This window comes from Lepagella muris (assembly GCF_004793975.1).
Lineage (GTDB): Bacteria > Bacteroidota > Bacteroidia > Bacteroidales > Muribaculaceae > Lepagella > Lepagella muris.
Genome location: NZ_SRYB01000047.1, coordinates 1 through 26,772, shown reverse-complemented (window position 1 = coordinate 26,772; position 26,772 = coordinate 1). Strand labels below are relative to the sequence as shown.

Here is a 26,772-nt window from a genome sequence, read left to right as displayed (position 1 = left end):
AACCGAAACACTTAAAAAAGTGAGCTGAATACGGAACAACTAACTGAACACCCTAATTAATTATATAACAGAATAAAGATAGATTAATAATGTAATTATATCAAATTTAATGTATTATATAATTTTTGCAAAAATAATGATAATTTATTTAATTAAATAGCATAAATAGTTAAAAAAAGATTAATAAATATCCTTTGATTAAGTAATTGTGAAAAATAAATTGTGAAATATCGGCACATATTTTCAAAAGCAACGAAAAGATACTGCCACAATAAAAAATATATGTACGAACAGAGCTTTGCGCAGAATGGCTAATTGAAGTATAGACAACTTCAACGTAATCATTTAGTCAATTCTTCCGGATATGGTGATGGGTTTTATGATGAACTGTAGGTTACTGTCTGCTCCACGTAATTTTGTCACCCAGCTGCGGAATGCTTTAGAGGATAGTTGGCGTAATTCCATCTCTTCTTGCGGAGAATAGTCAATCGGTTTTACATATTCATTAGGTGAAAAAACTATTAAAATATTGTTGCGTTCAATCGGTTTGTCAGTATTAAGCTGATATTGTTCAGCATCGCCATCGGTCGATACAAAAAAGAAATATCTTTTGTTGGCTTCAATTTTAGTTGAGTTTATGCGTTCATCGGTGAAAGGGAGCATTCTCATCACGTTGCCATCCTCCCCTTCAAGATAAACTGCAAGATAACCATCGGTAGGGGAGGTAAACTGTAGGAATATTTTGTCTCCGTCCATGAAACTGGAAGTTTCGGAATTGGGATCGGTGGAATTTGCGAGCAAATGAATGTCAAGTTCCGCCCCCGACATTTTAATTTCGCGAGCTTTTCCCCTTATTTTGCAAGTCATGACGAAATCACCGTTCTCTATGGAGGGTGTGAATATTGGCCTCCCGATTGTTTCAATCCATTCCCCTTTAACAAGAGTGGACGCAGAGCTCCAGAAGTCGACATTCTCACTATCCTTTGATGATTTCATATCAAGGTGTGAAATTTCCGATACGAGAGTCCCGAATTCTTTGGCAAGTGCCGCCACCATTGCTCTCTGCATTGCTGTCTGTTCTGCCTTGTCGCGAGAGACATTATATGGAATATAGTATGTATATTCCCCTTCCACCTCCACCAAATTCTTCGATGCGAAAGAATTGTGATGAGTCACAAGCAGAAAGATTGAGAACAATAGGATTGTTTTAAATTGAGATGTCGCCATTACTATTTAGGTTAAGGTTTGTATGGAAAATGTGAGAGCTTTGATAAGTGACAAAGCTCTCACGTAGTAATATCTAATGCCTTTATGTCCCGTGTGATTAATTATGGTGTCGTGAAACTTGATGGAGTGACATTTAAATAAGCGCCTTTTATGGGATATCGGTATTCAACATCTTTCATAAAAAGATCCACATCCGCAGTAAAAAATACTTGATAAGTTTTATTCGGTTTGAGATTTGTAATGGTCCACATAATATCCTCGTCACTATAATAAGCATCATTGAATTTGAAATTCAAGTCATTTGTGGGATAATCCGAGCGGATTGTTATGGTAGTGTAACCACCATTTAATTTATATGTATTATATTGATCTTCTGAATTAACAAGCTTTACGTATAGATTAGCAGTGCTATCAGAAAGGAATTCAGTTCTCAAAGTAGCTTTTATATCGCTATCACTTGGCATTCCTGTATTAAAACTGTTTGGTGTCAATTCCAGATGAGCATCTGGAATTTGGATAGAGTTGTAGTAGTTGTTCACATCCTCGTACACAATGTCACTATTCGCAAAGACATAATAAGTTGTATTCTGTTTTAGATTTGTAACATCCCAATACTGACATGTTTCTGTATATCTTATACATTCTATGATTAAATCATTTACCGGATATAAACCTTCTGGATCATAGCAGATAATTAAATTTGTATCCGGACTCCTAAACTTATACGACCCGTATTTGATATCAGAGTTATCAAGCTCTAAAAATATAGAAGCTTTACCCCCTGTTTGCAATACTGTCGTCATTTTGGTCTTTACATTGCTTGTGCTATCGGTTGTAAAAGTAAACGACGGATCCGAGATAAGAGTACCATAAAGATATGAATCAATTAGTTTATGGTCTAAGGCATTATTAGCGATCTTAAAATCAAAATAGTAATTAGTATTTGGTGTGAGTCCCTCAAAAATACTGAAATATATGCCATTCCTCTCATAAATCCATTCATTATCTACAAATTGATATTTCCCATTTGCGAGCTTTGTGTATAATATAATACCATCAATATCAAGATCATTATGTGTAGTTCTCAATCCAATTCTGACAACAGTTGACGATATATTGGTAACTTCTGCTTCTAATTTCAATGAACCTATTGAAATCTCTTCGTCCTTAGCACATGAAGCAAGCAATGCCAGCAACGACACGAAAAATATGTATTTCAGATATTTCATAATATGAATTTGCTAAATTATAGATATTTTGATATCTTTACCCTTCAGTCATTATTTGTTGGTTGTATACAAATGATTTTGGAGGGATTTAAAAACGATAGCCGGCTCTCACGCCAACCATACCCCACATGCAGTTCTCCTCTTTTAAGCCACGATACTGTTTGAATAGATACTGCATATCCCATGTCAAGCCCGCATAGAAATGGGTAGTGATATTCATGCCTAAACCCAAGGATGCTACGGGACCTCCTGTTGGAGAACTGTCGGAATGGATAGTGATATCCTGTTTAGGCATATTTGGCAATGTTAGATCGACATTCCCGTTACCCTTGAATCCGACAGCACCTCCAATCCGGATTGTCCCGTAAAGGCTGAAATTAGCGAATAACTCTCTGGATGTGAATCGGAATCCGATGGGTAAGAGTTTTGCTGTGGGTTGCGATGTGAAAGCATTGAGCGGACTCTGGAGTTCAAGTACGAGCTCATAAGCCGCCATGTTGCTTATGCGGAAGCGTGGTCCGAGGGCAAAGCTGACCATGGTGCCTGTCAGGGTATGTGCCTTAAGGTTGTAATTGTCAACGCTGAACGCAACTTGAGGTGTCTTGCCGACTATACCACCAAAAGCAGCTTCAAGGAAGAACCCGTTGCGGTTGGCATTTTGTGACCATGCTCCGACTATGCATATCCACGCGAGCATGACTGTCAAAAGCATTCTTTTCATGTTTGGTCTATTATGAGTTAGTGAGTCGGTTATAGGTTGAAATCAGTTATTCAGTTTCCATGCGTTCCATTGAGAGGATGCCTCTGTTGACACATTGAAAGTAGGGGTCTGTTCTTTCCTGTTTACAATGGAGGAGTTCCGCTTTACGTTGTCGGTGACGTATTCCTTAATGTCCTGTAAGGATGCTTCACCTTTCGTTTCTTTCAGGCATTTCAGCAAATAATACGTAAACATACCATGCCCCTTTTCATTATAGGGGAGTGCGGTCTGATCGTCACTTGTGGCGCTAAGTACGGCAACCCTCCCTTTTAGTCCTTGCTTTTTAGGTACTCGGGCGATTCCTCGTGCTGCTATCACCATGTTGCCGTCGCGTGTTGCACCGCTGAAACAGGCATCCAGAAATACAGTGGCACTCTTGAGTTTCATGGAGCCTATTTCTTGATAGAATTGAGCCATGGGAATGCACACGTCCTTGTTGACTCTTGCCGCGTCGACGGGTATGAGATAGGGTTCAAGGGTGGCATCGTCAGGTGCTCCATGACCTGCATAGTATACAATGAGTTTCATGTCATTCCCCACGACATCATTGATGAGGCGAATATCGCTGAGAGCCTCTCTTATTGAGCCGTATGAGGCATCATTGTATTGCAAGATATTCTTGGTGGGTACTCCAAGAGTGCGTTGGCAGTATCGTGCGAATGTGTTTCCGTCGTTGACTGCGAAAGGCACATTTGACAGTTTGCCATAATTCTCGTTGGCAATTATCAGGGCGAAAGTGTTAGCGTTGTTTATACCTGTATATGGAATTTCAAGATCAACATCCGCTGGTTCCATCGTAGTGGTCTGCGATTTGCTGTCGGATAGAAATCCGGATGCATTGCCGAAACGGGCGGCAATCTCCTCTTTTCTGTCCCAGTAGTTTTTTACGGCAGCGCGGTTTAGTCCGTATGTCGCGAAAGTTGAGGTGGTCACGAATGACGGTAGATCGGAAAGTGTGGCAAGAATCTTGCATCCATGGAAAGCATCTTTCCCCATGGATTCGATTGACTGCGTTAGTCTTGCGTTGATAAGGTTTGTACACCCAGCGAAAGATTCCTCTCCGAGAATTCTGACACTGATGGGTAGCTGCAACTCTATTAATGATACACATCCTTTGAATGCGCGGCTTCCGATTGATTCCACGCCGAATGGGATGTTGATGTCGCTTAGGGATACACAATCAAGGAAAGAATCCTCATTTATCTTTTTGAGGGATGAGGGAAGTTCTGCGCTGATAAGTTTTGTACAGTTTCTGAATGCATTCTCTCCTATTGAAGTGATCCCTTCACCTACTGTCAGATGGGTGACGAGATCTTCGCGATAAGGTCTCTCTTTACCGAAATCCTTCATTTCTCCCTCGCCCGAGAATGACAGCACTCCATTTTTAAGTTCCCATTTGATGTGTTTGCCGGCATTGCCATTAGAACCGATACACAAGACAGAAGTCAGTAACAGTGAGCAAAATAGTAATAAAATCCGATTCATGATCCGTACATAGCCGCCGTCATCCCCTCATTGGCATTAGATTATAAATACGAAAAAGCGTAGGAATCTGTATCTGTTGCTGTCCTACTGCTTGAGGCTTCTCGCATTGCCTTGTCTATGTCGGACGGCAACGCAGAAGCCCACGCTAATGTATATGACGGATATGGCAGAGCCTCTGATGAGACTCTATACCATACGTCGGGATATTACATATCACGGACATCTACCGTTGCTCAATCCTTGACATAGACAGAAATTTTGCGAGAATTTCAAGCAGTCAAGAATTAGCGCGGATAAACGCTTTTTTATTAATTATGTCTTTGCATACCACCTCTATGTGGTCTGCATCCGCAAAGTTAAGTATAATATTTCAGTATTACAAGTTTTATTTTATAAAACTTAAGTTCATGTAAGTATTTAAAGAAGGAAACAATATATTGTGGATTCTGGACCAAATTATTGTTGATTTTGTTGTTGGGATTGGATTTTGCGGTGGTTTTGGATGTATTGTGTTTGGATGTGGTGAGGAAAACGTGTAATTTTGTAGCATGAGTGTCGGACTTGTATCAATGTGTAATACGGAATCGCAGGATACGGGTCTGTAAACGTATAAATTGGAAAAATCATGAGACGAGAATTGTTGAATCTGATAATAGGGATTTCGGTGTTGCCGGCTGTCGGTAATGCTGAGGAGCCTTCTATGGATAATGCAGAGGTGCCGAAGGGGTATTTCTTCGGGGATGATGCAGCTCCGGGTGGTTGGGAATGGCAATCGCCCGACTCGGTGGCGTATAACAAGGAATTGCCGCGTGCCACGTTTATTCCCTTTGGCGATGCCAAGAGCGCAAGAAAAGTGCTGCCGGAAAACAGTATATATCATATAAGCCTCGACGGGAAATGGAAATTCAATTGGGTTAAGGAGCCGTCAATGCGTCCCAAGTCTTTCTATGAGCCGGGCTTCGACGTATCCGGTTGGGATGATATTGACGTACCATCCAACTGGAATATTGTCGGGCTACAGACTGATGGTTCACAGAAGTACGGGACACCGATATACGTCAATCAGAAGGTGATTTTCCAGCACAAGGTGGCTGTTGACGATTGGAAGGGGGGAGTGATGCGTACCCCTCCCTCTGATTGGACCACCTACGATGCACGTAATGAGGTCGGTTCATACCGCCGTACATTCGAATTGCCCGGTCTGTGGGACGGTAGGGAGGTATATATCAATTTTGACGGTGTTGACTCCTTCTTCTATCTCTGGATAAACGGGCATTATGTAGGGTTCAGTAAGAACTCGCGTAATGCAGCGCGTTTTGACATCACTCCGTATCTCGTGAAGGGGGAGAATACGGTGGCAGTGGAGGTCTACCGCAATAGCGACGGTTCCTTCCTTGAGGCTCAGGATATGTTCCGGCTTCCGGGCATATTCCGGTCGGTGTCGCTTTACGCCACATCCCCTGTGCAGATACGCGACATCGTGGTGACTCCGGATCTGTCGGACGACTATAAGGATGGTCAGCTGAAGATCACGACATCACTGCGCAATCTCTCCGGACGTGCGGAGAAGGGGTGCAAGATGGTCTACAAACTATATTCCAATCCGCTTTACAGCGACAAGACGGTAGCAGTGGAGGATGGTGAGGTGAAATCCGAGCTATTCTCACTCCCGATTGACGGGGAGGAGGACGTGACGACCATACTGAGAGTGCCAGATGTGAAGAAGTGGAGTGCGGAGGAACCGTGGCGTTACACTCTTCTCGCCCAACTGAAGAATGGCAAGGGCGACGTTCTGGAGACAGTATCGGTCTACACCGGATTCCGTAAGGTGGAGATAAAGGATACGCCTGCATCAGAGGATGAGTTCGGGAAGACGGGGCGATATTTCTACGTCAACGGTAAGCCTGTGAAACTGAAAGGTGTCAACCGTCATGAGACGCATCCGGAACGCGGTCACGCCGTGACACGTAAAGATATGGAGCGCGACGTGATGATGATGAAACGTGCCAATATCAACCATGTGCGCAACAGCCATTATCCCCCCGATCCCTACTGGTATTATCTTTGCGACAAGTATGGACTTTATCTTATGGATGAGGCGAATCTTGAATCGCATGAATATTATTATTGGGATGAGTCGTTGTCGCATGTGCCTGAATTTGAGGCTGCACACGTGGCACGTAACATGGAGATGGTTCATTCCACGGTCAACAGTCCTTCGATTGTGATATGGTCACTTGGCAATGAGGCTGGTCCCGGCAAGAATTTTGAGGCGGCATACGCTGCCATAAAGGGATTCGACACGTCGCGTCCCGTGCAGTATGAGCGCAATAACGACATAGTGGATATGGGTTCCACGCAATATCCCTCAATAGAATGGGTTAGGGAGTCGGTCGGCGGCGACAACACGGAGATAAAGTATCCTTTCCATATCAATGAGTATGCTCATTCGATGGGTAATGCTGTCGGTAATCTTGTGGATTATTGGGATGCTATGGAGAGCACGAATCATTTCATGGGTGGTGCGATATGGGATTGGATTGACCAGTCGCTCTACAATCATGACGCTGCCACGGGGGAACGTTATCTTGCGTTCGGTGGTGATTTCGGTGATCGTCCTACCGACGGGCAGTTCGTCATGAACGGAATTCTATTTGGCGACATGACACCGAAGCCGCAGTATCATGAGGTGAAGAAGGTGTATCAGAATGTAGGGGTATCTACTACCGACATTAATAAGGGTGAGATAGAGATCTTCAACAAGAATTATTTCGTGCCGCTGACCGACTATAGCCTTGTATGGCGTCTGCTGAAAGATGGTGTGGAGGTAAGCCAAGGTGAGTTGGATCTTCCTGCTGTGGCTCCAAGAGGGAAAGAGAGCGTGAAAGTGCCGTTTGACTGTGCCTCATTGGATGGGAAGAGTGAGTATTTCCTTAACCTTGAATTCCGACTGAAGGAGGATAAGCCTTGGGCTGATGCGGGCTACGTGCAGATGGCTGAGCAACTAATGGTGGCGCCGGCTCAGCAGCCGTTGCAGCTTACGGATTTCGGTGGAAAAGGTAAGTTGAAGGTGAAGAAGGGGAATGGTACGCGCACTGTCATCGGCAACGGATTCACCGTTACCTTTGACCTTGCGAAAGGTACGCTTTCCAGTCTCCGTTACGGGGGACGGGAGATGCTCTCCGGTGGTAAGGGACCGCAGCTTGATGTGTATCGCGCATATCTCAACAATGATGCATGGATCGATGAGGATTGGTTTGCCAACGGTCTGTATAATATGCAGCACCGGGTGGTAGGCTTCAAACAGAAGAAGGATAAGTCAGGAAATCCGATGTTTGTGTTCACGATAGAGTCGCAGGCTCCGTGTGGCGGCAAGAAGATCGGCGGCAACGGCAATGCCTGTGGCACGTATTCGATAGATGAGAGCGAATCTAAACCGTTCGGGAAGGATGATTTCAAGATCACGACTGTGCAGACGTGGACTGTATACCGTGATGGGTCGGTCAGGTTGGATGCTGATTTCAATTCCAATAAACCGGAACTTGTGCTTCCTCGCCTTGGCTACGTGATGGAGATGCCGGCGGAGTATGACGATTTCAGGTATTATGGACGCGGACCGGAGGAGAACTACAATGACCGCAAGACGGGTCAGTTCATTGGCGTGTATGAGCGGAAGGTGAAGGATATGCTTACGCCTTACACACGTCCGCAGAGCAACGGCAACCGTGAGGAGGTGCGTTGGACTACGATAACCAATAACGGGAAAGGTCTGGAGTTTGTGGCAGATAAACCGATGTCGGTTACGGCGATACCCTACACAGAGAAGGAATTATTCGAGACTGACCATCACTACAAGCTACCGGTAAGCCACCGCACTGTGCTGCATCTCGATGCCGGTGTGACAGGACTCGGTGGAGCAAGTTGCGGACAAGGCGGACCCCTCCCTCAGGATCGCGTGACAGCCGCCCCCACCCGGTTCGGACTCCTCATCCGCCCCGTCAAATAATCCTAAATATGTTAATTGTCAAAAGGGAATCCAGTAATCTTGCATCATAGTGAATTTAAAAATAAGAAACGGTTGCTAATCTCGATGGGCATCCTCGTTATCTTGATATTAATTAAGGTAGCGTGGGTGTCATGGGGTATGCATGGTTATGGCTCTGTTGATGGAGAGCATAAGGATATTATGCAAAGGAGTGAATATCTTGCGTCTAAGATTGTGACCTCGCCCAGGCAACTTTTGCAAGAAATGCCATCTGGAATAGGGGTGCAATTTCAAGGAGAATGGGCATTGTACAGTTGCTCAATGTATGCCAAAGTATTAGCCAATATTTCACGCCCATATCCGGAAACAAAGAAACGGAAGCTCGCTATGATGGATAGTATTATTGGGATTGTAATATCTCCGGAATTGAGACTATATGACAACCTTCGCTGGGGTGAAGATCCGTTGGAAAGTCTTGACGGAGATCAGAGCCACGTTTCATATCTTAGTCATTTGGCTTGGATAATCTCTGAATATCGCAGTATTGGAGGTCAGAAGCATAAGGAATTGTTAGATTCTTTATGTGAGACAATGAACCGTCGGATATTGGAAAGTCGGGCATTGAATTTGGTTACATATCCAGATGAGCCAATTTATGTGCCCGACATGCTTGTGGCAATAGTTGCGCTTCACAACTATGGGTCAAAGTATCAACCTACTGTCCATGAATGGCTGGTAAGGGCAAAATCAGACTGGACGGATAAAAAGACCGGCTTATTGGTGTCATTTCTTGATGATGAAGGTTTACAAATTGATGATGCTCCAGTGAAAGGCTCTTACTCTGCGTTAAACTGCTACTATCTCACACTAATAGATCCAGAATTTGCCCTGTCGCAATATGAATTGCTGAAAAAGCATTTTATGCAGAACGGTTTATTTACAGGACTAAAGGAATATCATGATGAGTCATGTTGGCTTGGGATGGATATTGATGCCGGACCGATCATATTCAATCTCAGCCCGTCAGGAACTGCATTTGCCATAGGTCCTGCCACATATTTTGAGGATGACGATTACCGTGAAAATCTTCTGCGTACAGCAGAAATTGCCGGACATTCCGTTTCTTACAATGATAAAAGGCATTACCTTTTAGCTGACATAGCTCTCGTTGGTGAGGCGATAGCATTGGCAATGAGAACCAACTATAGGATGAGGTCTAATTAACTAATATGGTCGGTTACTTATAATATTCAAAAAATAAAAAAGTCGATTAATGGTTATTCATTTATGTAAATAATATCGGGATAATAATAAAAATGTCGTATTTTTTACGAATAAAACACGACAAAGCTGCGTCATGACCACGTAACTCGTACAAGTTCATTTGATTTCCTCGTTCAACATAACTATATTCCGTAAAGTGTAATATATCTAAAATAATTATGCTTCTGGAACATTATGTTCCTGGAGCATAATTATTTTTGGGCGTCGTGTTGTATTTGAGAAATGCAACCCTTGGTCTGTTCTTTTGCGAGAGATGACAGTGCTACAAACCTTTTGTGAGGAAATGGCGGAGGCTGAGGTGAGTTATCCCGTTGTCGTCATTCTTGGTTACTAATGGGGTCATTGAGATTACGTATTTCGGATAGTTGTCGTTTATACGGTGTAGTGTGCCGAATTCACGTTTGTAGGTCTCTTCGCTTGCTATCAGATAGGATGCCTGGATGTAGATACGGTTGTTATTTTCCGGATGGGTGCATACAAAATCCACCTCACCAGCCATCAGATGACCTACGTTTACAGTGTATCCCAATCTCAATAGATGCAGATATATGACATTCTCGATCAGTTTCTCAATGTCGCCTTGGCGACTTCCTCCTACGAGTGCATTGCGGATTCCATGGTCTTCAAAATAGAATTTCCCATTTGTCTCAAGCAACAGTTTCCCATGAATGTCAAATCGGTTGACGTAGTGCATCACGTATGCATCTGAGAGGTATTTAAGATAGTTGCCGACTGCTGTAGGCGTGACTTTCTCTCCTTGGGATTTCATATACTTGCTGATACTGTTTGCTGATATTGGTTTGCCAATATTGTCGGCAATGAATTTCGATAGATTCTCAAGAAACACAGCATTACGTATGTCATTACGCATGATTACGTCTTTCAATAAAGCTGTGTTATAGACGTCTAACTGATACTGGCGCACACCGCTGTCGTTAAGCCCGAAACGTATCAGACCCGGTAATCCTCCGAAATTAAGGTAGGCGGCAAGTGCATCATCTCCATCTGTCAGGTTATGGAATTGCAGAAAATCCAGATAACTTAGAGGTAGGATATATATACGTCGGTAGCGTCCTCCTATAAGAGTGGTCAGATCCCCGCTTAGAATATGGGCATTGCTCCCGGTGATTATTACGTCTGTATTCGGTTCTGTTCGCCAGCTTCTGACTGATTTCTCAAAGCTCTCAATATCCTGCACTTCATCAATCAGTATGAAATTATGTTTTGATGGATTATGTTGGCGTGCTATGTAATCGTTGAGTTCTCGATACGTGGATATGAAATCAAACTCACGTTTTTCCTTGTCAATATAGATTACATTATTTCGCGTATCAGATTCTTTATCGATCTTTATTGATTTGAGCAGATAACTTTTCCCTACACGTCGTTGACCTGTAAGCACCACTATCTGACCTTTACCAAGGCTATTTTCGACTAATTCAGAATATAGCTCACGTTGAATTATTTTTTCTTCCATAGAATAATTATTTTCTACAAATATAGTAAATTTCTTTTATAAAAGAAAAACTTTTAAAATCCGGCATAAATTTCTCTTACGGAAGAAAAACTATAAGAAGATAATGACCTTCTGACCTTCTCTGAAAAGCGCTGACAAATTTGAGGGTGATTAACTAATTTGGTTAACACGTTCTTGAGGCGTTGAACCCGAATCCTTGTCCAAACTCAAGAAGAAAACGGGTGATGTTTTCATAACATTCCAGTGGTTTGGGATGTCTCTGATCCAGTTGATGCCAGAGGGGTTGTATGAGTCGTATCGCTGTTTCATATTTCATCCTTTTTGTTTAGAAGCATGAACTGCTCTCGTGTACGCTCAATTTCATATTGAAGTTCTTCCGGTGTTGGCAAAACTAGTTCATATTTTGCTTGAAAGATTCCAATATCAGTTCTGTCTCCCAATGTATAACGAATTACCGCCTCATTTTTCTCCGCACAAAGAATAATGCCAATTGTTGGATTGTCAGATGGTTGACAAACTTCTTTATTATAATAATTCACATACAATTGCATTTGACCAACATCGGAATAGTCGGCACGTCCGGATTTCAGGTCAATTATTACATAACTTTTGGTTATTATGTTGTAGAATACTAAATCAGGATAAAAATGTTGCCCATCAATTGTTATTCTTTTCTGACGTCCAACAAATGCAAAACCACGTCCTAATTCAAGTAAAAATTCTTCAAGATGAGAAATCAAAGCTTCTTCAAGTTTTTTCTCATTCCATGATGGATCCGGCTTTGCCCCAATGAATTCAAGTACATAAGGGTCGTGTACTAAGGAACATGGATCAAATCTTTCGGGTTTAACCGGAAGGCATTCTTTAATCATCTTTTTCTGCTCACACTCATTTTTATATGTAGAAAGAATTCGTTCATAATTTTGAGTATGAATCTGACGCTCCAATTGACGTACACTCCAAGGATATTTTGCTGCTTCCCTTGCATAATATTCTCGTGCCTGGGGATTCTGAACACGAATAAGGACACGATAATGAGACCAACTCAATTTGAGACACAGTGTGTCGCAATTTGGAAATAACAAATAGAATTGTCTCATTTTCCGAAGATTGGAATAATCATATCCTTGTCCGAACTCATGTGTCAGGTGTTCTGATATATTCTTCAAGATTCTATCGCCATATACTGCACGTTCTGAACCTCCTTGAATTTTAACTATCATCTTACCTATGAGCCAATTGGTTATCACCATTTCTGAGTTGACGGCAGTATACACTTTCCTGCGCGCAGTGATAATGATTTGACGAATTTCTTCGAGAAATGATTTCTCTTGAAGGCTATTTTGATTTTTCATTTGGCGTCGGAGATTAGGGATTGGAGTGTTGAGGTGGTGTCGTTTTCCAGGGTGATAAGTTCGGCGAGGATTTCGTCGGTGGTGCGCAAGGGGGTATAGCGATAGAATAGGCGGGTGAAGGGGAATTCACAACCTACCTTATCTTTTGCCGGGTCACGCCATGCGTCTTGAAGCACGCAGTCGAGGCGACGCAGAAGAGTGAAAGGTAAAATCACATTCTCCACTTCCGTATCGTCATATACACCCCGGATTATCTCCTTGATGTTCCAGATTGTTCCTGCCAGTTCCTGTTCAGTCATATTCTAAAAATGTTTTATCAGTTCCCAAATGCAAAGTTAATAAAAATACGTTCAACTTATTGAAGTCATTTAAACTTCATTTCGAAAGTTGGATAATGTCTTCCGGTAGGAGGAAATTGTCGTTGGCGTTGAGGGGTGTGTTCCAGATTATTATGCTCTGCAAACATAATGTTTCTGAAACATAATACCAAATTTACGGTGATATTTTTTTGTAAAAAATAACCGGCAGCATTGTGATGGCTCACTATGCTGCCGGGATTATTTGGGTGTTTATCTTTTTGCGGTGGGTCAGGCTATGATCAGTCTTCCTCCTTCATGTTGTGGAATACGTTCTGAACGTCTTCGTCATCCTCGAATTTCTCAAGAAGTTTCTCGATAGCCTCACGCTGTTCGGGTGTCACCTCCTTGTAGTCGGTGGGAATACGTTCGAACTCAGCAGAGACAATCTCCATACCTTTCTCTTCAAGATACTTCTGGAGATTGGAGAACTGGTCGAATGCACCGTAGATGAGCCATTCCTCCTCCTCAGCCTCAAGCTCAGCCTCGAAGTCCATGAGTTCAAGCTCGAAATCCTCAAGCGCAGTGTCGGCGTTCGGTTTCACGTGGAATACGCTCTTGTGGTCGAAAAGAAAAGAGAGTGAGCCTTGTGTGCCGAGAGAGCCGCCGTGCTTGTTGAAATAAGAACGCACGTTGGCTACGGTGCGCTGGTTGTTGTCGGTGGCAGTCTCCACGACGATAGCGATTCCGTGAGGTCCGTATCCTTCGTAAACGATCTCCTTGTAGTCGCCGGCATCCTTATCAGTAGCCTTCTTGATAGCTCTTTCCACAGTGTCCTTAGGCATGTTTGCAGCCTTTGCATTCTGCATGAGCACGCGCAGACGAGGGTTCATGTCGGGATCCGGTCCGCCGGCTTTAACGGCGATTGTAATCTCTTTACCGATTCTGGTGAACGTGCGGCTCATGTTGCCCCAGCGTTTCAGTTTTCTTGCTTTGCGATATTCAAATGCTCTTCCCATATTATGAGTCTTGAATTAGCCCCCCTCCTTAACATGGGAGGGGGACTGTTGATAATTTACAAATTGATTAGCGGAGTTCTGCTCCTGATTGGGTCAATGCCTTGATGATTTTCTGCATCACAGCATCGATTTGTTTGTCGTTAAGGGTCTTCTCATCATCCTGCAAGGTGATTGAGATAGCGTAGCTCTTCTTGCCTGCGGGGAGGTTCTTCCCTTCATATACGTCGAAAAGAGTGACTGATTTCAGCAACTTGCGTTCAGCCTTGCGCACTGTCTCCTCAATCTGAGAGAATGATACGTCGGAATCAATGAGCAGCGCGAGGTCGCGTTTCACGGGCTGGGTCTTCGGGAGCGGTGCGTATGTCACCTGATGCTTAGCCACCAGCTTGAAGAGGCTGTCCCAGTCGAGTGCGGCATATACTACGCTCTGACCGATGTCGAATCTTTTCAGAAGGTTGCCGCGAAGGATGCCGAGTTCTCCGATACGTTTCCCGGCACGTGTCTTTATGTTGAGGCGTGCGGAGAAGAACTCATCTGAATCCTGTGTGCAGACGATTGCTCCGGAAGGGAGACCGAGCACGCGGAATATGTTGAATACGATACCCTTCAGGTCGAAAGCGGATGATTCCACAGCCTTGCGGTTCCAGGAGGGTAGGGTGTAGTCACCGGTCATCCAGATGCCAAGCTCCATACTCTCATGGAACGGGGCAAGCGGTTTCTCTACGGTGCTCTCCTTGTCGGTATCCTTGTGGTAAACGTTGCCGAACTCATAGAAACGCAGGTTCTCCGCCTTTCTGTTGATGTTGTGGGATATGGATTCCAGACCGCCGAAGAGAAGCGTGCGGCGCATGACGGAGAGGTCGCCACTAAGCGGGTTCATCACTTTCACGCATCCGTCGATCGGCAGCTGCTCTGATTTCTCATAGTAGGATGCTGCCGAGAGGGAGTTGTTGAGAATCTCCATGAAGCCTTCGCCTGTCAGACGGTTGCTGACGAGCTGCTGGAGGGCATAGCTGAGGTCGGTATCCCCCTGCGGTGAGAGGTTGGCGTGCATCTCAGTACCGAACTCCACATTGTTGTAGCCATAGACGCGGAGAATCTCCTCAACTACGTCGCACGGGCGGGTAACGTCTACACGGTAGGTCGGCACGCGCAGGTTGAGAATGTCGGCATTCTCCGGATCGCGTTCCACGGATATTTCAAGAGCACGGAGTATAGCTATCACGAGTTCGTCAGGGATACGTTTGCCGATCAGCGACTCGCAATAATCAAGAGAGAGAGCTATCTCGGCGTCGGCTACGGGAGCAGGATATATATCCTCGATATTGCCGCAGATCTCACCGCCTGCAAGCTCCTTAATCAGTACAGCGGCGAGTTTGGCAGCATATACTGTGATATTCGGGTCGGCACCACGTTCATAGCGGAACGATGCGTCGGTGTTCAGACCGTGGCGACGTGCTGTCAGACGCACGCGGGTGGGGTTGAAGTATGCACTTTCGATAAACACGTCCTTTGTGTCGGCAGTTACGCCTGATTCAAGACCTCCGAACACTCCGGCGATACACATCGGCTCTTCGGAATTGCAGATCATGAGGTCTTTCTCATGAAGTGTTCTTTCCACACCGTCAAGAGTGACAAACTTTGTGCCGGCAGGGCATGTGCGCACCACAATCTTTTCCCCTTTCACCTTGGCGAGGTCAAAGCAATGGAGAGGCTGCCCGATGCCGTTGAGGATAAAGTTGGTGATGTCGACGATATTGTTGATGGGGCGTTGTCCGATGGCAAGTAGCAGGGTGCGCAGCCATTCGGGAGATTCCTTCACCTCCACGTTGCGGATAGTGACACCGGAATAGCGGGGTGCACCCTGAGTGTCGTCAACGCAGATCTCCACCGCACCGTCGTTTCTGTCGGGAGCGAAGCTCTCCACGGAGGGGATATTCACCTCCGGTAACGAGTCTGTGCATCCGTTCTCAAAGGAATTACGGGTGAAGAGCGCCTTCAGGTCGCGAGCCACGCCGTAATGGCTGGCAGCGTCCACGCGGTTGGGAGTAAGTTCCACTTCCAGACAATAGTCGCTCTCTACGTTAAAATATTTTGCAGCGGGAGTTCCGGCAGCGACAGAATCGGGTAGCACCATGATTCCGTCGTGGCTTTCACCGACGCCGATCTCATCTTCGGCGCATATCATGCCGTTGGATTCCACACCACGTATTTTGGATTTCTTTATCTGAAACTCCTTGTCGCCGTCGTAGAGCGTGGTGCCGATTGTGGCTACCACCACAGTCTGCCCGGCAGCCACGTTGGGCGCACCGCATACGATGGTCTGAGGCTCGCCGGAGCCAAGATCCACAGTCGTTATATGTAGATGATCGGAATTGGGATGTGGCTCACAGGTAAGCACTTTGCCTATTACAATGCCTTTGAGTCCCCCTTTGATGGATTCCACTTCCTCCACGTGGTCACATTCCAGACCGAGCGAAGTTAGTGCGGCTGTCAGTTCAGCCGGAGTGAGAGAAAAATCGATGTAGCGTTTAAGCCATTTATAAGAGATATTCATAATGATATGATGCTGTCGTAGTCGAAAGGAAACATGAGGTTTCCAAGGGTGCAAAAGTAATAAAACTCACTGAAATATGCAAGTCTATACCGCCGGGAGTTCGATACGGAATGTGGTGCCCTTGCCGATTTCTGATTCTTTCACGAAAATGCGTCCCCCGTGGTATTCCTCAATTATTCGTTTTACGAGGGTCAATCCGAGTCCCCATCCGCGTTTCTTGGTGGTGTAGCCGGGAGAGAATACTGTCTTGAAATTCTTGCGCGGAATCCCCTTGCCGGAGTCCTTGACCTCTATCCACACTTTCCCTTTTTCAGAGCCGGTGGAGATGTGCAGCTCACCCTCGCCACCCATGGCATCTACGGCATTCTTAGTGAGGTTCTCCATCACCCATTCTATCAGAGAGGATGACAGCCACACCCCATGGTCATCCTCGCTGAAGTCCATGAAGATGCGCACCTTGCCTGATATGCGGCTTTTCATGTATATGAGAGCCCGCTCCACAGTCTCGTTCAGATATTCGAGCTTCAGTTCCGGTTTTGAGCCTATCTTTGAGAATCTGTCGGCAATCACCGATAGCCGCGTGACGTCTTTCTGTATCTCGTCGGTCACTTCACGGTCTATGCCCGATGCCTCCAGAAATTCGTTCCACGCCATAAGCGAGGATATGGGGGTGCCGAGCTGGTGGGCAGTCTCTTTCGACAGACCAGCCCACAGTTTGTTCTGTTCCGCACGTTTCGTGTATGCGACGGCAAGATATATTATGAGTGCCATTATTATCATCGCCACCAATTGCACGTAGGGATACATGCTTAGACGCTTCAGCAGGATGGAGTCTTCATAATAGATGTATTGATACACGTTGTGGTATATCTCCACTTTGATGAAATGCGGATGATTCTTAGCAAGGTCGGGGAGAGGTCGTCCTTCACCCGCCTCTATTATTATCTTGCGAAGAAACTCCTTGTTTTGTGGCGACAGTTCCTCAAAAGATTCCGAATCCATGTCGGTTTTATCCGGTAGTGGGAAGTTGCGGAAGTCGAGGATATTGTAGGCGGAGTCGGTGACGAGCACAGGTATTGAATTGTTCTGGCTTATTATTGCGAGGAGGAATTCAAAGTCGGATTCCGTATCTGCTTTTGCAAGTTTCTCCGTAGCACTCGCCCAAATGTCCATTCTATCACGTTCCTGTTGTGCAAGCTCTTTGACTAGGCTGTTGCTGACGAGCAGGAATAGTATCATGGCTATGGCAGCGATGATGAGGAATATTATTTTGCCGGTGCGCCGACGTTCGTAGATTCCCAAGGAGGTTGATGGTTTATGGTTTAATGATTATGGTTTGACGGGATCCCTCGCCCATGGGCTCGGGCACGGAACTCCAGCCTCTTGCACTCTAATCTCCCCCTTTAGGGGGTCGGGGGCCGACTTTAGGAGCAACTCGCTTCATATATGAATCGTGCTACAGAGGAGGCGGTGTTCGGACCGATTATGATGTCGGCTATCCTTTTCACTTCCGGCAGGGCGTTCTCCACGGCTATTGCCACGTCGGCAGCCTTCAGCATCGGTATGTCGTTGATATTGTCGCCGAATACCACCACTCGGTCTGCACCACATCTCTCTTTCAGCCGACGGATGGCGTTGGCTTTTGACACGTCGGGAGAGAACACCTCAAGGTTGGCAGTGTCAGAGCCGTAGATGTCCTGATAGAATATGGGATTACAGCTCACTGAGGATTTGATGTCGAGATATGTCGGTTCAACTATTGATGCCGCCTGCACGGAGTAGAACAGGGAGACTCCCGTCAGCGGGTCGGGCATTTCCGACTCACCGTCAGCCGGGATATGAAACACCTTGTATCGGCTTCCGTCTCTTTCGGATATGAATGCTTGTTCATGCGTGGAGAGTGCGCCTGTATGGTAAATGTTGATCTTATCCTTGTCAAGGCAATATATGAATGTCGGCAGATGATGCCTACGGCAGATGGAGAGTATTTCGGATGCCGTCTCAGCCTTCATTGTCATTGAGTCGGAGAAATCTCCTGTCACCGGATCCCATATTGCTGCTCCGGTCATGACGATGTAGGGGACTGTGGCGTGGATATCTTTCATGAGGGTAGCCACAGTTGAGGGTGTACGGGCGGTGGCGATTGAGAAGAGTGCACCATTGCCGATTGCCTCATTGATGAGGCGTATGGATTCGGCAGATACTCGCCCGTCGGATGAGAGGAATGTGCCGTCAAGATCGGTTACGAAAAGGGTCTTTGCCATACCGGAATCAATGTTTTTTCACTTTTATCTCCTCCCATTCGGCATCACTGATCTGCGACTCATGCCATTCCTCGCGGTTGTTGCTGTAGGAATAGTCTGACATGGATTCGGAAAAGTCTTTTATCTCGACAAACTCCACATCTTCGGCATACTCCTTCGGGATGATGGGTTCGCCATAATTCCGGTACTGTCTGCGCCGGCGGGAGCGTGAGTTGTAATAGTCATAGCTGTCATTGGCATCCTCCTTTGCCTGCTGTCTCTCTTGTCGGCGTGCCTGTCGGGATCCGGGACGCGGAGGCATTCCGGTGGCGTTGCGGAGGAAATCTTCAGCCTTGTTCGCCATATATCGCTTGATCATCTTGAGTATGGCTGGCCAAAGAAGAAGTAGAAGTATTAGTATGATTAAGAATATACCCACAATTTGCTGATTGAAAAATTAAATTGTCAGAAAAACGTTAAGTAATTCAACCGGGTTCAGTTTATCCTCGAAACAGGATTGAGAGCCCGATATAGAATATGATAAGCCACATCAGCCCACCCACTCCGAGAGTTGCGCAGAATGCGATGGCAGCGGCTACAAGGATAAAACGTGGAGCGTTATCCTTAAGTTTAAGATTCTTGAATTTTAATGAGAACATTCTTAGGGGAGAGTTCATCAGCCAGCATTCAATCAGAAGCACCGGAAGAAATACAAAGCTCGAGAAGAGAGAATCAGCGCCGTTCATGAATGTGGCGGTGTATCCTATCCAGAATATAGCGTTTGCCGGGATTGGCATTCCGATGAACGACGTAGTCTGTCGGGTGTCAATATTGAATCTTGCAAGGCGTATTGCGCCAGCCACGGGTATTAGCAATGCAGTCCATGGGAGCCATTGCAGGGCCTCTGTCCAGCCGCTCATGAGATTGAACACGATAATTCCCGGCGCGACACCGAAAGTGACGAGATCCGACAGGGAGTCAAGCTCTTTCCCAAGATTTGAATATGCGTGCAGGGCACGCGCCGCGAATCCATCAAGGAAATCGGCGATGGCACCGATGGCTATGAATATATATGCCCATAGATATGCCGGCATCCCCCACAACAGGTTGTTGCCGTGAAATGCTGTGATGATTGCGAGGCAACCTGCAAGAAGGTTGATGCAGGTGATTGAATTTGGGATATTGGCTTTTATTGGGTTCATTTTTCTGTTGGAGGTTTAAGACGTGCTACAGGTGTAACGCCTCCTCTGACGATTTGTTTCATCCCCACAAGGATTTCGGTGTCAAGAGGGAGGTATAAGTCAACTCGCGAACCGAATTTTATGAATCCGAGATGACCGTCGATAGAGGCGTTGTGGCCTCTTCGGGCATACGTCACGATTCTTCGTGCCATGGCACCGGCAATCTGTCGTGCCATTATCCGCATGCCGGATTCAGTGACGATTCCTATCGTGCTGCGCTCGTTTTCCGTACTTGCCTTTGGAAGATATGCGGAAAGGAAGCGTCCACGGTGATGGCGGACGTATTCCACGGTGCCTTCTGCCGGATACCAGTTGGCATGTACGTTGAGTGGCGACATGAATACGGAAAGCATGATGGCTTCCGATTTAAGATATTCCGGCTCATACACTTTCTCAATAGCCACTACTTTTCCGTCAACCGAGCTTATTACCATATTTTTGCGTGGTCCGGCATAATGTCGCAGTGGACAACGGAAGAAGTTGAACACGAAAAGATACATGATTATGGAAATGGCAGAGAATATTGCCGGGATGATGTATGGAGGCATGAAGAGCCACACGGGAATATTCAGAACCCCGAGCACAAGGAAAAGCAATATAAGGATGTTGGTGCCTTCTCGATGTATCTTCACTTTATTATTGAGATTTTTTAGGTTATGGCTTGCTGTTGTCTTGCCGCGTGTCTGTGAAGGAGAGAATGGCAACTGAGAGGCAAAGCCGGTAAGTGAATGCAAATTTAGCCTTTTTATTAGTATCTCGCAAATTTTTTGTAACTTTACATCCCATTTTTCAATTGCCCAACGACAAAAAGATGGAAAAAAGAGAAGCTCTTATGATTGTGAATCCGGTGTCAGGGACGCGTTCGAAGCGTGGACTGGAGGAGTTGGTAGTGTCGCGTCTTGCCATGTCGGGCGTGACAGTACGCACTCTCTACACTGAAGGTTCGGGCGATGCCTCTCGGTTTGCCGAACAGGCAGTTGCCCATGATTACGACATGGTGATATCAGCCGGTGGCGATGGCACAGTGAATGAGATTGCAGGGGTGTTATCGCATACCTCCACGAAGCTTGGCATTCTGCCCCTCGGTTCCGGCAACGGTTTTGCCCGCTCGCTTGGCATTCCGCAGGACGTGGAGGAGGCGTTGAAGGTCATTGCAGAAGGGTATTCCTTGCGTTGTGACAGAGGTGTGGTCAACGGTCTGCCGTTTTATTGCACGTTTGGCGTGGGGTTTGATGCCGCGGTCAGCGAAAAGTTCTCCAAGATGAAGCGTCGCGGACGCATCACGTATGTCAAGAGTGTGTTTCGTGAATTTCTGAATTATCAGCCGGAGCCGTATGCCCTATCGATAGGTGGGTCGGTGCTTACGGAGAAGGCTTTTCTGATAGCCGTGTGTAATGCCCCGCAATATGGCAACAATGCGTATATCGCCCCTCATGCTAAGCTTTCCGACGGTATGCTCGACATAACGGTGGTACATTCCGGTTCGCCGTTGTCAACAGTGCTTGTGGGTGTTGATCTTCTTACCGGATACATCGACCGCAACACTCTAATTGACACGTTCCGTGTGAGTGCCGCCACCATTACGCGACTCGGTTGCGGACCCGTCCACATCGACGGCGAACCGATGACTCTTGGCACGAATTTGGAAATCTCGTGCGATCCGTCGTCTCTGTCGGTCTACGCTCCGGAGAAAGAGGCAGAGTTCAAACCGATAGTCTCGCCATTGCGTGCGATGATCGATGACTTTCGCTACGACGTCAAGGCAAAGTTCCGCTGAAATCATGGAAGCAGGTCTGTCTGCCGTATGTAGACAGACCTGCTTCGCTATGGATATCAGAATTTTATAGACTTATTGTCACTTCCCCAGTCGTCTTGTGATGACAAATGAAGGATAATCGGACCCTTTTCTGTGGTTTCAGGCATGAGGATAGCTCCTTTCATCGTTGTTATATTATTTCTGACAGCCTGTATTATACCTGTTTGTATGCTCGTTTCCCTTGATGTACCGTCGGTGTAGTTTATCTTGAATGAGGCTGCATCCATGGCGGTGTAAGGTTTATCTTTGTTTGCAAAAGTGTAATAGAAGAATAATTCAGTATCTCCATCCTCTTGTTTTGTACCGATTGGTGGTGTCAGAGAGGTGCGATATGGCGATGTAGGTTTTTCAGTCGCCGTTATAATGATTTTGTCATCCGGATTGTGGATGGTATATTTGGTGAAGTAAGGTAATGTAGAGATTGCAATATTATCCAGTACCATGCCGTCGCGAAGGTCGGTTGTACTGACGAAACGCACTTTGCCTACCAGTCGGCTGAGTGTTAAATCTTTTTCAATTTTTTGAGATGTTTTTGTGAGGGTGATAAAGCTGCCGAAACAATCAAGGTTATCGTTGTTGATTTCGAATTTGTTGACGGTGAATACTTGGTGTGATGGTCTGCCACTTTCTGTATATGCGGTGTTATAGTAGCAGTCTTGATATAATCCTTTATCATCCGGTTGTTGGTCTTCCGGTATATAGTCTGCAAACAGTATGATTGTGTACTCTCCTTCTGGTACTGAGAAGGTGATGGTTCCCTCATTGTCTGTTGCCAATATCTCTTTTCTTTCAACAAATTCTGGATCAACTCCGGCAGTTGTGCTTTTCAGAATCCCTTTCAGTAGTTTCGCGGAGTAGCGGAGTTTGTGACCGTCGTGGTTCTCTCCGGCTCGTGTGTTGCCTTCGTTGGGGTTGGAGAGGGTGAGGGTGATAGTTCGGCTCTCTTCTGTAGGTGTAAATGGATTGTCAATCACTTCCGTCGATGTGCAGGCGGATAGCATCAGTGATATGATGGCTGCTGACATTGAAATCGAAGTCTTCTTCATGAGGGTTGTTGTTTTAAGGGTTATAGTTTATAGTTTATAGTTGAGGGAGAGGGGGTTAATGGTTATTGGTACGGCACCCCTCGCCCATGGGCTCGGGCACTGAACTCCAGAGAACACATGTCATTGCTATTTTTCAGCTCCTCTCTCTTTAGGGGAGATGCTCTTTTTAGTTCCCCCTTTAGGAATGGGGGCTCTGCTGGGGGCTGGACTATCGGGCTACTTCTGGGTGGTATGGGTATGATTATCTCATCTTCCCAGATGTTGTCGATATTTATACTGTTGGCATAGAAATTGGTGAGGAAATCACCTTTGACGGTGGTGGTCTTCCCCCGTTCTAATGGGAACGTGATGTTTCTTGTCATTGATACGATTGTCAAGGCAGAATTGATGACCGTCAGACTGACGGACACATACTCCCTCTCACTCTCGGTAAAAATCCAACCGGAAGAGATTTGAGCCTGCTTTGCAAATAGAGGTGGTAGTGGCAGTTGAGTAGAGGGAGAGTCATAGTATCCGTAAGGTTGCCCGGTTGATACATTGAAAAAAGATGCGATAAGGTTTTCAAAAGATAGCCTTACATAATACTTCTCGCCTCGGCTTATAGGTAGGTCGGCATATTTCAGGAACTGTTCCACGTCTGTGGCTACAATCTTGAAGTCAGCAGTAGGCGGTGAAAGCTCGATGGGTATTGTGAGATCGGCGGAGATCTTGTTGTGGTAAGGAGTTAGGTCTAAGGTGGAGGTGTGGAATCCGCATCTTTTGGCTATTCCCGATTCAGATTGTGTAAACAATGGGGATATCGTTTTCAGAGATGATAGGTCGAAATGATAGGGAGAGTCATCAGATTCCCGCATGTCGCACCATACGGATATATTGTAGACATCGGGAGATAGCGTTTCATTGCAGTCAATTATAAGTTCTCCTTTGCTGAAAGTATCATCCGAAAATGTTTCCTCAATCCTTATCGGAGGGGAAGCATTATCCGTCTTGGATATTTCTATGACTATGCGCCATGTGCCGCCTTCAGCTTTTGTCGGTGGATAATAGGCGAGTAGGTCTGCCCATTTGAGATTGAAAGATAAAGAAAGTGATAACGTCACTTCCGTTGGATCTTTCGCATCAGGGTCCGGGTAGGTGTGTATGCATGCCGGCATGAGAATGGCACACACGGCAATCACTACCGTGAACAGTATATCTGTCAATATGTAGTGGCGTTGAGACATAGTCATTATTTTCTTGTGAAACTGTAAGTGAGGCTGATGGCAGCCCTGTCTATTCCGAACCATGTTGTGCGGCGGGTGTCGGCAAGTGCACCATTATTGACGTTGTGGAATCTGTCATATTGCAGTGACGCGAATCCGGCGCCGATTGAAAGCTCAATACCCAATCGTGGAGTCAGACGGAACCGGTAGCCGTATGTCACTCCGGCATTCAGTAACGGCCGGTTAGAGTCCTGGTATCTGAAGTCACCGTATTTTACGTTATACCATGCTGTCGCAAGGTGTAATCCGAAGAAATGACCTGTCTGGACCGGTTTGAGCCACCATCTTATTTCCGGCATTATAGAAAGATTGCGTAGGGCAAAACGTTCGGTAAAGAACCAAGGGCACCAGGCTAATCCCAATGACGCGGATATGTGTGGATGAAAACGTACCTCACATTCCACATTCATGACAGTGGTAGCCCACAATATCGCATTTGTCTTTAATGTGACAGAGGGATGAGACCCGATAGAATCCGTTTGTTGACGTGAGGTTCCCGGTAGCCTGTCAGGACTCAATTCCGCCATTGCCGGTATATGAGCCGACAATATAATTATAGCTATGAATATAATGGGGCAGAACGTATGAGGTTTCATGGGAACTGACCAGGGGGATGCCCTGATTTTGGGTTAAATGAGTTTATTTCGCAAAATAAACTCATTTCCGCAATTATACCAAATATTTGTAAGTATTTTTGTAAATATTTGATTAAATAATGAGATTTGGTGATAATAATACAGCAAAATCACCTTATCATCCATGAGATTTTAAAGCATAGCCGCTATTTTGCGGATATTGGCAAGTCGGTTCATGAAAGAGGAATCAGCTTTTGCAACCTGCATATTATAGTCTGCTTGAAGTTTCAACCAGATGTTTGCAGAGATACCAAGAGCCGCTTCAAGGAGAAGTGCAAGTTCAGTATTGATGGCTCTTAAATTCACAAATTTGTGAATATATTTTTTATCAGAGATGATTGTAGTGCCGGATTTCTGAGGCGTAGAGGAATTTGTGGGGGCGGAGGCTGTCGTAGACTTTGTTGCCGGATACGTAGGTGGCGCGTATGAGGTTGTCGGGGGAGAGGGTCATGAGCACGAAGAGTTTGTCGAAGATGGAATCGGAGAAATTCAGACGCCATTCGATAAATTCTGATGGACGGAGATTGATTACCGTCATATCTGCCTCATAGCCCGGCAAGAGGCTACCGATGCGGTCGGCAAACCGTAATGTCTCCGCTCCGCCACGCGTGGCGAGATAGAAGGAACGTATGGCATCAAGACTCTTTCCACGAAGCATAGCCACCTTGTAGGCATCGCCAAGCTGACGGAATACGGAGAAATTGGTACCCCCGCCCACGTCGGTGCCAATCCCGACGTTCACCTGACGGTCTGACTTTTTTGCTTCCCAATATTTAAATTCACCGTCGCCAAGAAACATATTGCTGGAGGGACAATGTGCCACACCACATCCTGTGGCATGAAGGCGTTGCCATTCCTCTTCACGCACTATGCAGCAGTGTGCCATGATGGAATGCTCGCCCAACAGACCGAAATGATCATATACGTCAGTATAGTTTGAGGCATCCGGGAATAGGCTCATTACCCATTCAATCTCATTCTCCGCCTCATCAAGGTGAGTGTGCATATATACCCCCTTGTCGGCATACCTGCGGTATAGTTCTCCGGCAAGTTGCAGTTGCCGAGGGGTAGAGGTGGGTGCGAAACGCGGAATTACGGCATAGAGCTGTCGTCCCCGTCCGTGCCATTTCTCCAACAGTGATTCCGACAGGGCGATCGATTCATCGGCATCCTTATCGCGTAGGGCATCCGGCAGATTACGGTCCTGAAGCACCTTTCCGCAGATCATGCGTGTGCCGTAGCGTTCGCTCTCTTCAAAAAATGCGTCTACGCTTGAGGCGTAGGTCGTGGCGAAGACGTTGGCTGTGGTCGTGCCTTGCGAAAGGATCTGACGGAAGAACATACGGGCTGCATTGTCGGCAAAATCCTTGTCGGCAAAACGTATCTCATTCGGGAAGGTATATTGGTTGAGCCAGTCGAGCAGGGTGTCGCCGAAAGACCCGATCATCGGGCTTTGCACGTAATGTGTGTGGCAATCGATGAATCCCGGCATGATCAGTGCATCCTCATATCTGTCGATCGCGTCAGCACTAAGCGACTCATGACGTGGCGCGACATCGGCATACTCACCCACATCGACTATGCGTCCGTCTCGCATCACAACAAGCCCGTCCGGGAAATAGTCATAGCAGTCTTCCGGAGCATCGACAAACGGATTGGATTTAAAAGAGAGTATCCTTCCGCGCACTCCGGAAAGAGGCGATTTATCATTAGTATGGGATGTCATTTCGATCATAATGGAATTATATAATTAATTTAAGTTTCGCAAGTTTTCCAACTTGCTTCACTTAAATGGTTTAAGGTTTAATGTTTATGGTTTATGATCATTAAATTTTGTATAATGAAAAGATTCGTG

General features: G+C 45.9%; 23 protein-coding genes. 4 read left to right on the top strand and 19 right to left on the bottom strand.

The window, feature by feature from the left end; translation table 11 throughout:
• Positions 1–345: 345 nt before the first annotated feature.
• The 4 genes from E5331_RS19180 to E5331_RS19165 form a co-directional block, all read right to left on the bottom strand.
• Positions 346–1,227, bottom strand: a complete 882-nt coding sequence (locus tag E5331_RS19180; RefSeq protein WP_123483253.1) for a DUF4384 domain-containing protein — start codon at positions 1,225–1,227, stop codon at positions 346–348.
• A 101-nt stretch (positions 1,228–1,328) separates the two neighbouring features.
• Positions 1,329–2,456, bottom strand: coding sequence for a hypothetical protein (locus E5331_RS19175; protein ID WP_123483254.1), 1,128 nt, complete (start codon positions 2,454–2,456; stop codon positions 1,329–1,331).
• A gap of 88 nt (positions 2,457–2,544) precedes the next feature.
• On the bottom strand, positions 2,545–3,177 hold the full coding sequence (locus E5331_RS19170; RefSeq protein WP_123483255.1) for a hypothetical protein: 633 nt from the start codon (positions 3,175–3,177) through the stop codon (positions 2,545–2,547).
• 42 nt (positions 3,178–3,219) lie between these two features.
• Positions 3,220–4,701, bottom strand: a complete 1,482-nt coding sequence (locus tag E5331_RS19165; RefSeq protein ID WP_123483256.1) for a leucine-rich repeat protein — start codon at positions 4,699–4,701, stop codon at positions 3,220–3,222.
• A 117-nt stretch (positions 4,702–4,818) separates the two neighbouring features.
• Here E5331_RS19165 and E5331_RS20860 point away from each other — a divergent pair, with 117 nt between their 5' ends.
• From E5331_RS20860 to E5331_RS19155, 3 genes are all read left to right on the top strand, one after another.
• A complete protein-coding gene (locus E5331_RS20860) occupies positions 4,819–4,950 on the top strand; it encodes a hypothetical protein (protein WP_275441313.1) in 132 nt (43 codons plus the stop codon).
• 451 nt (positions 4,951–5,401) lie between these two features.
• The gene (locus E5331_RS19160) at positions 5,402–8,707 is read left to right on the top strand and encodes a glycoside hydrolase family 2 TIM barrel-domain containing protein (RefSeq protein ID WP_135984824.1); all 3,306 of its coding nucleotides are present in this window, start codon (positions 5,402–5,404) and stop codon (positions 8,705–8,707) included.
• Between the two features lie 102 nt (positions 8,708–8,809).
• Positions 8,810–9,910, top strand: a complete 1,101-nt coding sequence (locus tag E5331_RS19155; RefSeq protein WP_168355310.1) for a hypothetical protein — start codon at positions 8,810–8,812, stop codon at positions 9,908–9,910.
• A gap of 322 nt (positions 9,911–10,232) precedes the next feature.
• Here E5331_RS19155 and E5331_RS19150 read toward each other — a convergent pair whose 3' ends face one another.
• The 10 genes from E5331_RS19150 to E5331_RS19105 form a co-directional block, all read right to left on the bottom strand.
• Positions 10,233–11,447, bottom strand: a complete 1,215-nt coding sequence (locus tag E5331_RS19150; RefSeq protein WP_135984816.1) for an ATP-binding protein — start codon at positions 11,445–11,447, stop codon at positions 10,233–10,235.
• A gap of 305 nt (positions 11,448–11,752) precedes the next feature.
• Positions 11,753–12,802: a PDDEXK nuclease domain-containing protein gene (locus E5331_RS19145; protein WP_123483259.1), complete on the bottom strand. Its 1,050-nt coding sequence runs from the start codon at positions 12,800–12,802 to the stop codon at positions 11,753–11,755.
• A complete protein-coding gene (locus E5331_RS19140; protein WP_123483260.1) occupies positions 12,799–13,101 on the bottom strand; it encodes a type I restriction-modification system subunit M N-terminal domain-containing protein in 303 nt (100 codons plus the stop codon). Before E5331_RS19140 ends, E5331_RS19145 begins: the two co-directional genes overlap by 4 nt.
• 299 nt (positions 13,102–13,400) lie before the next feature.
• The gene (locus E5331_RS19135; RefSeq protein WP_123483261.1) at positions 13,401–14,117 is read right to left on the bottom strand and encodes a YebC/PmpR family DNA-binding transcriptional regulator; all 717 of its coding nucleotides are present in this window, start codon (positions 14,115–14,117) and stop codon (positions 13,401–13,403) included.
• A gap of 67 nt (positions 14,118–14,184) precedes the next feature.
• Complete coding sequence (pheT, locus tag E5331_RS19130; RefSeq protein WP_123483262.1) at positions 14,185–16,674, bottom strand: phenylalanine--tRNA ligase subunit beta; 2,490 nt, start codon at positions 16,672–16,674, stop codon at positions 14,185–14,187.
• 84 nt (positions 16,675–16,758) lie between these two features.
• Positions 16,759–17,976: a sensor histidine kinase gene (locus E5331_RS19125; RefSeq protein WP_275441312.1), complete on the bottom strand. Its 1,218-nt coding sequence runs from the start codon at positions 17,974–17,976 to the stop codon at positions 16,759–16,761.
• Positions 17,977–18,098: 122 nt separating this feature from the next.
• Entirely contained in the window at positions 18,099–18,938 is an 840-nt protein-coding gene (locus E5331_RS19120; RefSeq protein ID WP_123483264.1) for an HAD hydrolase family protein, read from the bottom strand.
• 7 nt (positions 18,939–18,945) lie between these two features.
• The gene (locus tag E5331_RS19115) at positions 18,946–19,296 is read right to left on the bottom strand and encodes a hypothetical protein (RefSeq protein WP_123483265.1); all 351 of its coding nucleotides are present in this window, start codon (positions 19,294–19,296) and stop codon (positions 18,946–18,948) included.
• Positions 19,297–19,417: 121 nt separating this feature from the next.
• Positions 19,418–20,119, bottom strand: coding sequence for a CDP-diacylglycerol--serine O-phosphatidyltransferase (gene pssA, locus E5331_RS19110; RefSeq protein ID WP_123483266.1), 702 nt, complete (start codon positions 20,117–20,119; stop codon positions 19,418–19,420).
• Positions 20,116–20,790 (bottom strand): phosphatidylserine decarboxylase family protein, encoded by a 675-nt coding sequence (locus E5331_RS19105; protein WP_123483329.1) that lies wholly within the window; start codon positions 20,788–20,790, stop codon positions 20,116–20,118. The genes pssA and E5331_RS19105 overlap by 4 nt, the downstream gene beginning before the upstream one ends.
• 179 nt (positions 20,791–20,969) lie before the next feature.
• On the opposite strand from E5331_RS19105, the gene E5331_RS19100 reads away from it, so the two are divergent.
• The gene (locus E5331_RS19100) at positions 20,970–21,935 is read left to right on the top strand and encodes a diacylglycerol/lipid kinase family protein (protein WP_123483267.1); all 966 of its coding nucleotides are present in this window, start codon (positions 20,970–20,972) and stop codon (positions 21,933–21,935) included.
• Between the two features lie 56 nt (positions 21,936–21,991).
• On the opposite strand, the gene E5331_RS19095 is transcribed toward E5331_RS19100, so the two are convergent.
• From E5331_RS19095 to guaD, 5 genes are all read right to left on the bottom strand, one after another.
• The gene (locus E5331_RS19095) at positions 21,992–23,020 is read right to left on the bottom strand and encodes a DUF6562 domain-containing protein (protein WP_123483268.1); all 1,029 of its coding nucleotides are present in this window, start codon (positions 23,018–23,020) and stop codon (positions 21,992–21,994) included.
• Between the two features lie 62 nt (positions 23,021–23,082).
• Positions 23,083–24,249, bottom strand: a complete 1,167-nt coding sequence (locus E5331_RS19090; protein WP_123483269.1) for a DUF6562 domain-containing protein — start codon at positions 24,247–24,249, stop codon at positions 23,083–23,085.
• On the bottom strand, positions 24,249–24,878 hold the full coding sequence (locus E5331_RS19085) for a DUF3575 domain-containing protein (RefSeq protein WP_123483270.1): 630 nt from the start codon (positions 24,876–24,878) through the stop codon (positions 24,249–24,251). The genes E5331_RS19090 and E5331_RS19085 overlap by 1 nt, the downstream gene beginning before the upstream one ends.
• A gap of 171 nt (positions 24,879–25,049) precedes the next feature.
• Positions 25,050–25,223 (bottom strand): hypothetical protein, encoded by a 174-nt coding sequence (locus E5331_RS19080; RefSeq protein WP_275441311.1) that lies wholly within the window; start codon positions 25,221–25,223, stop codon positions 25,050–25,052.
• A 22-nt stretch (positions 25,224–25,245) separates the two neighbouring features.
• Positions 25,246–26,652, bottom strand: a complete 1,407-nt coding sequence (gene guaD, locus E5331_RS19075; RefSeq protein WP_275441310.1) for a guanine deaminase — start codon at positions 26,650–26,652, stop codon at positions 25,246–25,248.
• Positions 26,653–26,772 lie beyond the last annotated feature (120 nt).